Annotated in this window: 11 protein-coding genes; 7 read left to right on the top strand and 4 right to left on the bottom strand. The window is 61.4% G+C overall.

Translation table 11 applies throughout. The features are described from left to right. Positions 1–169 (bottom strand): transposase family protein (locus tag BM317_RS13745; RefSeq protein WP_256574145.1); only part of this gene is annotated, 169 nt, incomplete at its 3' end. Between BM317_RS13745 and BM317_RS31135 the strand changes: the two genes are divergently transcribed. The 3 genes from BM317_RS31135 to BM317_RS13735 all read left to right on the top strand — a co-directional run bounded on the left by BM317_RS31135 (position 161) and on the right by BM317_RS13735 (position 3,028). Continuing rightward, positions 161–349 carry a hypothetical protein gene (locus BM317_RS31135; RefSeq protein ID WP_170842285.1) on the top strand — a complete coding sequence of 63 codons (189 nt, stop codon included), beginning with the start codon at positions 161–163 and terminating at the stop codon, positions 347–349. The genes BM317_RS13745 and BM317_RS31135 overlap by 9 nt on opposite strands. Before the next feature lie 542 nt (positions 350–891). Beyond that, complete coding sequence (locus tag BM317_RS13740; RefSeq protein WP_092167021.1) at positions 892–1,821, top strand: ZIP family metal transporter; 930 nt, start codon at positions 892–894, stop codon at positions 1,819–1,821. Between the two features lie 187 nt (positions 1,822–2,008). Next, positions 2,009–3,028: a hypothetical protein gene (locus tag BM317_RS13735; protein WP_092167024.1), complete on the top strand. Its 1,020-nt coding sequence runs from the start codon at positions 2,009–2,011 to the stop codon at positions 3,026–3,028. Between the two features lie 9 nt (positions 3,029–3,037). On the opposite strand, the gene BM317_RS13730 is transcribed toward BM317_RS13735, so the two are convergent. Further along, positions 3,038–3,232 carry a hypothetical protein gene (locus BM317_RS13730; RefSeq protein ID WP_053123348.1) on the bottom strand — a complete coding sequence of 65 codons (195 nt, stop codon included), beginning with the start codon at positions 3,230–3,232 and terminating at the stop codon, positions 3,038–3,040. Positions 3,233–3,564: 332 nt separating this feature from the next. Here BM317_RS13730 and glsB point away from each other — a divergent pair, with 332 nt between their 5' ends. Then, positions 3,565–4,473 (top strand): glutaminase B, encoded by a 909-nt coding sequence (gene glsB / locus BM317_RS13725; RefSeq protein WP_060741483.1) that lies wholly within the window; start codon positions 3,565–3,567, stop codon positions 4,471–4,473. A gap of 62 nt (positions 4,474–4,535) precedes the next feature. Here the strand turns inward: glsB and BM317_RS13720 are convergent, their stop codons facing one another. After that, the gene (locus tag BM317_RS13720) at positions 4,536–4,865 is read right to left on the bottom strand and encodes a hypothetical protein (protein ID WP_060741484.1); all 330 of its coding nucleotides are present in this window, start codon (positions 4,863–4,865) and stop codon (positions 4,536–4,538) included. Between the two features lie 691 nt (positions 4,866–5,556). Continuing rightward, positions 5,557–7,503 carry a DNA topoisomerase III gene (locus tag BM317_RS13715; protein WP_092474609.1) on the bottom strand — a complete coding sequence of 649 codons (1,947 nt, stop codon included), beginning with the start codon at positions 7,501–7,503 and terminating at the stop codon, positions 5,557–5,559. A 241-nt stretch (positions 7,504–7,744) separates the two neighbouring features. Here BM317_RS13715 and BM317_RS13710 point away from each other — a divergent pair, with 241 nt between their 5' ends. From BM317_RS13710 to BM317_RS13700, 3 genes are all read left to right on the top strand, one after another. After that, complete coding sequence (locus BM317_RS13710; RefSeq protein WP_092474608.1) at positions 7,745–8,152, top strand: response regulator; 408 nt, start codon at positions 7,745–7,747, stop codon at positions 8,150–8,152. A 102-nt stretch (positions 8,153–8,254) separates the two neighbouring features. Beyond that, complete coding sequence (locus BM317_RS13705; protein WP_060741487.1) at positions 8,255–8,776, top strand: sigma-70 family RNA polymerase sigma factor; 522 nt, start codon at positions 8,255–8,257, stop codon at positions 8,774–8,776. Then, positions 8,773–9,732, top strand: coding sequence for a FecR domain-containing protein (locus BM317_RS13700; RefSeq protein WP_092474606.1), 960 nt, complete (start codon positions 8,773–8,775; stop codon positions 9,730–9,732). The genes BM317_RS13705 and BM317_RS13700 overlap by 4 nt, the downstream gene beginning before the upstream one ends. The last annotated feature ends 8 nt before the right edge of the window (positions 9,733–9,740 follow it).

Genomic DNA, 9,740 nt, shown 5'->3' with positions numbered 1-9,740 from the left:
CCATACGTTTACCGCAGTCACGACAGCCAACACGCCTGAGCAAAACGCGGAGGCGTACCGCACGACCGAGAATCGGCAAGTCACGAACGGTACGCTCGCAATACTCATGAGTGCTTGAACAGGTTTTCTGGCACCCGCCGCAGGATGGGAATCGGGTGGGATGGGGAATCAGGTCGATCTGAAGCGCGTCGCCATCAGGCTTGATCGTAACGACAGAAAAGCCCTCCCAAAAAGGAAGGAAAGTATTAATATCGCGCATAAGAACGCCGGTTTGTTAGATGTGTTTGCTCGCACGAACATCATCAATCAAATCGGCGTTCTTGTTTCTGTGTTTCCCGGGATTCCGTGAAGAACCTGAAAAAAGCCATGGCGGCGGTCGTAAATCGTAATGTCCCGTGGTCTCGCAGGTCCCGTGCCGTTGGCATGGGACCTAGTCCGGCCGTGATATTAAAAGTCGGGTACTGATGCCCGGCTTTACGGGTGTATTGATTGTTTAAAGATAAGCGGGTGAGCCAGAGTTGCAATTAACCACTGGTCTTCTGTCTTGAATAAAACTAAATGTTTAACTTCGTCAGACTTTCAGGGGATTGCCGTCGACGGAGTTCTCATGACGTGCGCCTGAGCGAGGCGTTCAATCATGTTTCCACATGACAAATGATTGCCGTACACCGTGCGTGTCGCTGAGCCTGATCCTGGACTTGCCGACCTGCTGCTCGATCCATCTGATGGCTGAAGGCGCGGACGATGTCCGACCCTGAAAGCGATCCCACTACGGGCGCCGACTTGGGTTCGAGGATGCAAGGTGACAAACTGTAAACCGATGGCGGGGGAGGCGACTCCCACGCCCGGTATTCCAAGCCATGACACGGCCAAGACTCCTAAGGACATTCGATGGACCAGCCCACCTCCCGGATTCGATCGCCCTGGCGCACCTGGCTGAACCCCGTGCAAGAGAACTGGCTGCTGGGGGTCACGTTCTGGCTCGGGCTTGCGTTGGTGGCCGCTTTGTTGCTCTACAGTGGCTACAACGCCCTGGTTGGCGCCAATCGTCAAAACCTGGGCTATGCCGTGCTGGGCGGTACATCGGGTTTTGCCGCCACCGCCCTGGGGGCGTTGATGGCGGTGGTGTTGCGGGATATCTCGTCGCGTACCCAAGACATCATGCTGGGGTTTGCCGCCGGCATGATGCTCGCCGCCAGTTCCTTCTCATTGATCCTGCCGGGCATCGAAGCGGCACAGGTCATCTGCGGCAATCAGTTGCTCGCCGCGTTTGTCGTCGTGGTTGGCCTGGGCTTGGGTGTCGCCCTGATGATCGGCCTGGACCGCTTCGTGCCCCACGAACACCAGTTGAGTGGGCGGCGCGGTCCCGAGGTCGAGCGCATTAACCGTGTGTGGCTGTTCGTGCTCGCCATCACCTTGCACAACTTGCCGGAAGGCATGGCCATCGGCGTCAGTTTTGCCGACGGCGACTTCAAGGTCGGCCTGCCCCTGACCACCGCCATTGCCATCCAGGACATCCCCGAGGGCCTGGCCATTGCCATGGCGCTGCGCGTTACCGGTATCAGCACTTTGCGTGCTGCGCTCATCGCGGTCGGTTCGGGGCTGATGGAGCCCCTGGGGGCGGTGATCGGCCTGGGCATGTCGTCGGGCGTGGCTGTCGCGTATCCCATCAGCCTGGGGCTGGCGGCGGGGGCGATGATTTTCGTGGTCTCCCACGAGGTGATTCCCGAGACCCATCGCAATGGCCATGAAACCCCGGCCACCCTGGGGTTGATGATGGGCTTTGCGGTGATGATGTTTCTCGACACGGCATTGGGTTGAAAGACTCACCGACACCCTGCGCCAACGTTTCGGCAAATGTCTGGAACATCCGGAGTTTCCCCCGGGTCGGTGTTGATGACATGGCGCCACTCCCGGTTTGATCACCCTATGTGCTCAAGGCCGGGTGGGTTGAATTGGCGATGTATACTCAACCCCGTGGATGACATGAATCCGGGGTGGCGCGATCGTGCTGCGTTCGCTGATGTTGGCCGTTGTGCTCGTTCTGGCGGGGTGTGCCACGCCCCAGCGCGGTCAACAGGCCACCCCGGTGGCGATTTCCCAGGACACTTGGCGACAGGTGGACCAGCAGCTCATCGCAGCCTCGAAAGGCGCCGTCGAACAGGCGGCACTCTACGCCCGCGGGTCGATGGAGCATTGGCGCACGTTGGTCTATGAGCGCACCGAGGTTGAATTCATCCCCTGGTTCAGCAGCTATTGGACCCAGGAGTGGCTGGCGGTGAAGGTCAGTTGGTACGCCGCCAGCGCCGAGGGCGAGACGGATTCCTCGGCCAGGCGCCTGGCGGTTTACCTGCAGGAAAAATATCGCGAGCAGGTGCTGGAACCGGTGGCGGTGGAAATCGATCCCGAGGCGATCAGAGCCAACGCCATAGGCTACTATCTGCGCCAGCTCAATCAGCAGGTCCAGGTCATCGCCCTGCGGCATCGCATCCCGAACGAACTGATGAACCGACGCCTGCATGGCATCCCGGCCATCCGCCTCGGCCCGCCCGCGGCGCGTGACGCTTCGTTGTACGAGGTGGTCCACACCGAACCGTTGAACACCCTGCCGGCCTATGCGGCCCTGATCGATCACGCCAACAAGGCTGCAACCACAGGTGCCGGCCCCTCGGAGGCGGTGATCGCCACGGTGGCGCAACGCACCAGCGAAAAAATCGAGGCCCAGTTCGCCACGCGTGGGGCAACCGGTGCGGCGGCGGCCGTGGCCGGGAAGGCGGCGGGGGCGTTGATCTCGGTGGGCGTGGCGGGCATTCGCGCGATCATCCACGAGGGCGAGCGGCCGGAAATGGAGGCGCAAATCCGCAAAAGCCTGAACGCTGCGTTCGACGAGGCGTGGTTCAAGTCACTCAAGCATCCCCTCAGCGGGGTGATGGCACCGGTGTACTACCTGGACGAGGAAATAGAAGGCAACCTGGTGGAGGCGGACCTGGCCAATCGAGCGGTGGCATTGCCGGACATCAAGCCGTGACGGGCCGGTTCATTCTGATCCGAGGGTGACGCGACAACCCTTGCGATGGCGGATCTGCTCGTCCGATGGGCGTTCCTTGATGAACTCGAAGCGCGGCTCGCCTTCGCTGTAGATCACCAGCCATCCCCATTCCAGTTCGCTTTCATCCTGCCCGGGCTGGGGCGGCGAGGCCCACCAGGGTTCTTTTTGCATGATCTGACGCATCGTCTACTCCTGCCGATTGATCCTTTGAACTATAGACCGCTCGATTTCGCGATAAGCGCTGGTGAAAGCCCATGAAACTTATGTGGCAGGTGGAGTCCTTGTGGCGAGGGGATTTATCCCCGCGGGGTTGCGCAGCGACCTCTCGAGGGCTGGTTGCGTTAAGTCTGTTAGACCCTTAGTGACAGCTCCAGGGGGCCGCTGCGCAGCCCAGCGGGGATAAATCCCCTCGCCACAGGACCTTGTTTGATGGGGCAGTGTGCTCTGACCCCGCCCACCAGCGTCTAGCGTCTGTATCCCCGCACTCGAACGGGGAATGACTGGACCCCGCGCATATGCAAGCACTGTTGAACGAGATCCTCGATGCGGTTCGCCCCCTGATCGGTCAGGGCAAGGTCGCCGATTACATTCCTGCCCTGGGCACCGTGGTGCCCAACCAGTTGGGTATTGCCGTGTATGGCAATGATGGCGAGTTGTACTGTGCCGGCGACGCCGAAACAGCGTTTTCGGTGCAGAGTATTTCCAAGGTGTTCAGCCTGGTGCAGGCCATCGGGCATTCCGGCGAAGCGATCTGGGAGCGCCTGGGTCACGAGCCATCCGGCCAGCCCTTCAACTCCCTGGTACAACTGGAGTTCGAGCGCGGCCGGCCGCGCAACCCGTTCATCAATGCCGGCGCGTTGGTGATTTGCGATATCAACCAGTCGCGTTTCGCCGCGCCGGCGCTGTCGATGCGCGATTTTGTGCGCCGCCTGTCGGGTAACCCACAGGTGATGGTGGACGGCAAGGTCGCCGAGTCGGAATACCAGCACCGCGCTCGCAACGCAGCGATGGCGTACCTGATGCAATCGTTCGGCAACTTCCATAACGACGTGGAAGCGGTGCTGCGCAGTTATTTCAGCCATTGTGCCTTGCGGATGAGTTGCATCGATCTGGCGCGGGCATTCTGCTTCCTGGCCAACGACGGGTTCTGCAAACACAGCGGCGAACAGATCCTCAGCGCCCGGCAGACCCAACAGGTCAATTCCATCATGGCCACCAGCGGCCTTTACGATGAGGCCGGCAACTTCGCTTATCGCGTCGGCCTGCCGGGCAAGAGTGGTGTCGGTGGTGGGATTGTCGCCGTGGTGCCGGGGCGCTTCACCGTATGCGTCTGGTCGCCTGAACTCAACGCCGCCGGCAACTCCCTGGCCGGCATGGCGGCGCTGGAGTTGATGAGCCAGCGGATTGGCTGGTCGGTGTTCTAGTTTCCTGCCGCATAAAAAAGGGCCCGCTCCTGATTCAGGAGCGGGCCCTTTTGTTAGGGGGATCAGCAGAGGCGGTCGATGACCCGGACCTCAGAAGTGTTCTGCATCGACTGCCAGGCCTGGGTCAGCGTTTGCAGCACGCGGCCCATGAAGTCTTTGTCAGCCGCGGCCTTCTTGCCGACGTAGCCCTGGCCGCGGCGGTACATCTTCAGCCGGGCACACAGTTCTTGCGTGTTCTTTTCGAACTCGTCTTCTTGGGTGTAGGGCGACAGGCAGTCCATATGGACCTGGCCAGTCTTGCTGATCCACAGGATATGGCTGTCGAGCGTGTCTTTGTGCGCTGCGAACATGCGAGCCAGTTCATCAATAGATGGTTGATTATTCAGATTCATGTGTAAGCCCCTTGACCATTTGGTTGATCTGTCTGGTGGTTCGCAAAAACTTCGCTTCTCGGTAAGTGCCTGCCTGCTACCGAAACCAGGCCGTCAGCGTTCGTCCGTCGAACTTCGACGGGGTCGTGCATCGGTTGTGTAGTGTTATCGAAGGGCTGCTACGCAAATGCGCTACAACGAAGAGAAACAGCGAAGAATCATCAGGCAGTGTCAACTTTCGAGGGTCGACCACGCGCGTCATGAGGATCTTCGCCGACGTTTCTCGTCCTTGTTACCGGACGGTCATGCCAGGTCAGCACCTTCAATCTGCCTTGTGGGCAGTCCCTTATCCAAAAAACAGCTCGGCGGTCAGACGAGCTTGCTCAAACAGTTGCCTGTACTCCCGATCGGGGAGACGTCTGCATCATGCAAGGGCAAATCGGAGGCGTCAACGGTTTTGTAGTGATTATTTTTGGTCACTACATATTGTCGGACAAAATGGTTTGGATATGAAAAATGGCTGAGAAGCTCGGCTGTGTTTTCTGTGGCGAGGGGATTTATCCCCGCTGGGGCGCGAAGCGGCCCGAATGGTTGGTGAGGTTATCCTGATACACAGAGGCGTATGGCTTGGGTTGCTTCGCAACCCAGCGGGGATAAATCCCCTCGCCACAGGTTCTGTGTTTGCCAGATCACCTGATTGACGCTGACAGGCTCATGTCGCCTTGGCCTTGCTCGCCTTGCGCGGTGCGCCGCCGGTCTTGCGCTTGGCTGGCTTGCGTTTGTTTTTCCATGGCGCTGCGCCACGCCCGGCGGGGCTGGCCGGGCCGCTGATGGTCAGGCTCATGCCCTGGCAGCGGGCGACGTGCTTGCTCATCCAGGCGGCTTGCCGGGTCACGAATTCTTCCAGGCTCATTTCTCCGCTTTGCACCATGTCCAGGGCCTGCTCCCAGATGGCGGTGGTGCCCGGGTCGGCGATGGCCCGGGGCACGGCGTCGATGAGGCTGAAGGCTGCCGGTGTGGCGGACAGGGCCTTGCCATTCTTCACCAGGTAACCGCGGTCGAGTAGCCCCTGGATAATCGAGGCTCGGGTCGCTTCGGTGCCGATGCCCGTGGTGTCCTTGAGCTTCTGTTTGAGCAACGGGTCTTCCACCAGTTTGGCGACGTTCTTCATCGCCTTGATCAGGTCGCCTTCAGTGAAGGGCTTGGGCGGCTGGGTCCATAGGTCCTTGGGTTTCACCTCGTCCACCGTGCAATCGCGACCTTCGGCCAGTGCCGGCAAGGTTTGCGGTGCCGGTGCTTCACGGCCCTTTGCCGGCGCCAATGCTTCGGGCAGGGCGCGTTTCCAGCCGGGTTCGACGATCTGCTTGCCCACGGCACGCAGCGCCTGGCCGGCACAGTCGAAGTCGGCCTGGGTCCGGTCGTATTCGTGGTTGGGCAGGAACTGCGCCAGGTAGCGCGCGCGAATCAACGTATAGACCGCACGCTGCTTGCCGGCGAGTTTGTCGAGGTTCCTGGCGGCGGCGGTGGGAATGATGCCGTGGTGGGCACTGACCTTGGCGTCGTTCCAGGCCCGGGATTTGCGCTGCGGTTGCAAATGCTCACGCAGCGGCGCGAGGCTCGGGTCGGCCTGGGCGAGGGCGGCCAGGATGGCCGGTGCTTCGCTGTGCTGGCTCGAGGGCAGGAAACCGCAATCGCTGCGGGGGTAGGTGATGAGCTTGTAGGTCTCGTAGAGCGACTGGGCAATGTCCAGGGTTTCCTGGGCGCCGAGGCCGAGTTTCTTCGAGCAGACTTCCTGCAGGGTACCCAGGTCGAAGGGCAACGGCGCCGCTTCGCGCAGGCGCTCGGTACGCACCTTCAGTGTCCGGGCGGTGGCTGCGTTGCCCATGGCCTGGGCCGCGTCTCGGGCCAGGGCCTGGTTCAGGCAGCGTTCCTGGTCGTCGCAGGCATCCGGGTCGGCGCGCCACTGGGCGGTGAACGCCGTGCCTTCATGGCTGAGCTGCACATCGATGGCCCAATAGGCGACCGGCACGAAGTTGGCGATGCTGCGGTCGCGGTCCACCACCAGTCGCAGCGTCGGTGTCTGCACGCGGCCTACCGGCAACACGCCCTGGTAGCCGGACTGGCGCCCCAGCAGGGTGAACAGGCGACTCATGTTCATGCCGATCAGCCAGTCGGCCCGGGAGCGACCCAGGGCCGAGTGATACAGGTTGAAGGTTTCGACGCCCGGCTTGAGGGCGGCCAGGGCCTTGCGGATCGACGCTTCGTCCAGGGCGGACAGCCATAGCCGGCGGATCGGTCCGCGATACCGGCAATGCTCCACCAGCTCCCGGGCGATCATTTCGCCTTCGCGGTCGGCGTCGGTGGCGATCACCAGTTCCTTCGCTTCCCCCAACAGGCGCTTGACCGCCTTGTACTGGCTGGCGGTTTTCGGTTTGACGGTCATTTTCCATTGCGCGGGCACGATGGGCAGGTCGGCCAGGACCCAGCGCTTGTAGCGCGCGTCGTAGGCGTCGGGTGGGGCGGTTTCCAGCAGATGACCGATGCACCAAGTGACCGTCACGCCAGGACCCAGCCAGCAACCGTCGCCACGGCGCGTGGCACCGAGCACCGCGGCGATGTCCTTGGCCTGGGACGGCTTTTCACACAGGTACAGCTGCATAGCGCCCTTTTCCTGAGCAGATTTCATGGGGCTGTAGCATGGTCATGGATGCGCACAAGGGCAAGTTTTATCTGTATGGATATACAGATAAAAGCGTTGCGCTGCGTTGCCAAGGGGGGGCTGGCGCGACATTCGGCGGCCTGTCGGCATGCAGAATGAATTTCTCGCAGGGGTATGGCTCATAACTTCAAGGCGGTTGAAACCGCAAAGAAAGTTTATGAGGTCAAGGAGAGTCACTTTCATGAATTCGATGCCAAATGGCAATGGCCAGGCGACTACACGTTTGATTCTCGTGGTGGAAGATGATCCAACTATCCTGGAGTTTCTCTGTGAAATCCTCGAGGAAGAAGGATTTGTCGTGGAGCCTCAGAAAAGCGCTGACGATGCCTTGGAGTTCCTCGAAAAGAGCGCCCATTTCGTCGATCTGTTGCTCACCGACATCACCATGCCCGGCAAGATCGACGGTGCTGACCTGGCCAACCTGACCGGAGACCGCTGGCCGCAGATCCCGCTGTTGATCATGTCCGGCTTCGAAACGCCGGAAAGCGCCGGGATCAAGCACCACGCGTCGTTCATCGCCAAGCCCTGGGCCCTGGGCCAAATGCTGGATCTGGTGGAGAGCACGGTGAAAAATCACGCGATGCACTGAGTGATCCCGGAGGATGGCGGCGGCCAGGCACGTTTGGGTTGCAAGCGGCGATGGGCTCCATGACAATGCGAGTCATTATCAGTCGCGAATTATTCCATTGCCATGCCCGCCAACGATCTGTCCTTACGCAGTGCTGTCGACGTTCTGTACAGTGATCATCACAATTGGCTCCAGGGCTGGTTGCGCAAGCGCTTGGGCAACACGTTCGATGCCGCCGACCTGACCCAGGATACGTTTGTGCGAGTCATCAAGGCGCGCACCGCGCTGGATATCCGCGAGCCGCGACCGTACCTGTCGATGATCGCCAAAGGGCTGTTGATCGACCTGTTTCGCCGGCGCTCGCTGGAGCAGTCCTATCTCGAAGCCTTGGCCGCCATGCCGCAAGAGCAGCACCCCTCGCTGGAAGAGCAGGCGATCCTGCTCCAGGCCCTGATGGAGATCGACCGTCTGCTCCTGGGGTTGGGGCCGCGCGTCAGGCAGGCGTTTATCCTGTCGCAGTTCGATGGCCTGACGTACCCGCAAATTGCCGAGCGCCTGGGTGTCAGCGTCCGCACGGTCAACAATCACATGGCCAAGGCCATGGAACATTGCTGCCTGATGCAAATTCAATTGCAGCTTTCATGAACCTGCCCCCCGACGAGTTGCAAGCCATTCGTGTGGCGGCGCGCTGGTACGCCCGTCTGCATTCCGGTATTGCGACCGACGCGGACCGGGCCGATTGGCGCGCCTGGCTGGCCGCCGACCCATTGCACAACCAGGCCTGGCAGCGCATGGCCGCGGTGGCCGAGCAGATGGCGAGCGTGCCGGGCGCCTTGGCGGCACCGACCTTGAGCGACACCCACCAGCGATCCCGGCGCCAGGTATTGCGCAGCGCCTTGCTGCTGACGTCCGCCGGCGGCCTGGGCTGGCTGGGCTGGCGCAGCCCGGCAACCCAGAACCTGTTTTGTGATTACCGCACCGCGGTGGGCGAGCGTCGCGCGTTCCAACTGGCCGATGGCAGCACGGTCCTGCTCAACACCGACACCTCGATCAATGTTCGTTTCGATGGACAGCAGCGGCGACTGGAGCTGTTGCGGGGGGAGGTGCTCGTGACGACAGCGGTCGATCCCCTGCGACGTCCGTTCAAGGTAATCACGGGGTCGGCCGAGGTGCTGGCGCTGGGCACGCGGTTTATCGTCCGCAGCCAGGCGCGGGGCGGCGAAGTGGCGGTGCTGGAGAAAGCGGTCGAGGTGAGCCTGTTGGCAAGTGGCTCAAGGATGCGGGTCGAAGCCGGCCAGCGCCTGGATTTCAACGAGCGGTCGTTGGGGACGCTGCGCGGCAACGATGTGTCGGTCGGTGCCTGGCAGAAGGGAAGCATCATCGCCATTGACCGCCCTCTGGCGGCGCTGCTGGAGGAACTGTCGCGCTATCGACCCGGTGTGCTGCGTTGGGATCCGGCGATTGGCGACTTGAAGGTTTCCGGTGTGTTTCCCATCGACAACACCGATCTCGCCCTGGCCGCGCTGGAAAGTGGCTTTTCGTTGCGAGTGACTCGCTACAGCCGATTCTGGGTCCAGGTCTCCGCTGGCCATCGGCGGTAATGCTACGC

Origin of the sequence: Pseudomonas sp. NFACC24-1, assembly GCF_900115235.1 — a bacterium.
In the GTDB taxonomy this organism is placed as follows: domain Bacteria; phylum Pseudomonadota; class Gammaproteobacteria; order Pseudomonadales; family Pseudomonadaceae; genus Aquipseudomonas; species Aquipseudomonas fluorescens_AA.
This window is presented reverse-complemented; position numbering and strand designations above follow the sequence as displayed.

Coding starts and splice junctions, on each gene's coding strand:
- BM317_RS31135 (WP_170842285.1), top strand. CDS start 161: ATGGGGAATCAGGTCGATCTGAAGCGCGTCGCCATCAGGCTTGATCGT.
- BM317_RS13740 (WP_092167021.1), top strand. CDS start 892: ATGGACCAGCCCACCTCCCGGATTCGATCGCCCTGGCGCACCTGGCTG.
- BM317_RS13730 (WP_053123348.1), bottom strand. CDS start 3,232: ATGCGTCAGATCATGCAAAAAGAACCCTGGTGGGCCTCGCCGCCCCAG.
- glsB (WP_060741483.1), top strand. CDS start 3,565: ATGCAAGCACTGTTGAACGAGATCCTCGATGCGGTTCGCCCCCTGATC.
- BM317_RS13720 (WP_060741484.1), bottom strand. CDS start 4,865: ATGAATCTGAATAATCAACCATCTATTGATGAACTGGCTCGCATGTTC.
- BM317_RS13715 (WP_092474609.1), bottom strand. CDS start 7,503: ATGCAGCTGTACCTGTGTGAAAAGCCGTCCCAGGCCAAGGACATCGCC.
- BM317_RS13710 (WP_092474608.1), top strand. CDS start 7,745: ATGAATTCGATGCCAAATGGCAATGGCCAGGCGACTACACGTTTGATT.
- BM317_RS13705 (WP_060741487.1), top strand. CDS start 8,255: ATGCCCGCCAACGATCTGTCCTTACGCAGTGCTGTCGACGTTCTGTAC.
- BM317_RS13700 (WP_092474606.1), top strand. CDS start 8,773: ATGAACCTGCCCCCCGACGAGTTGCAAGCCATTCGTGTGGCGGCGCGC.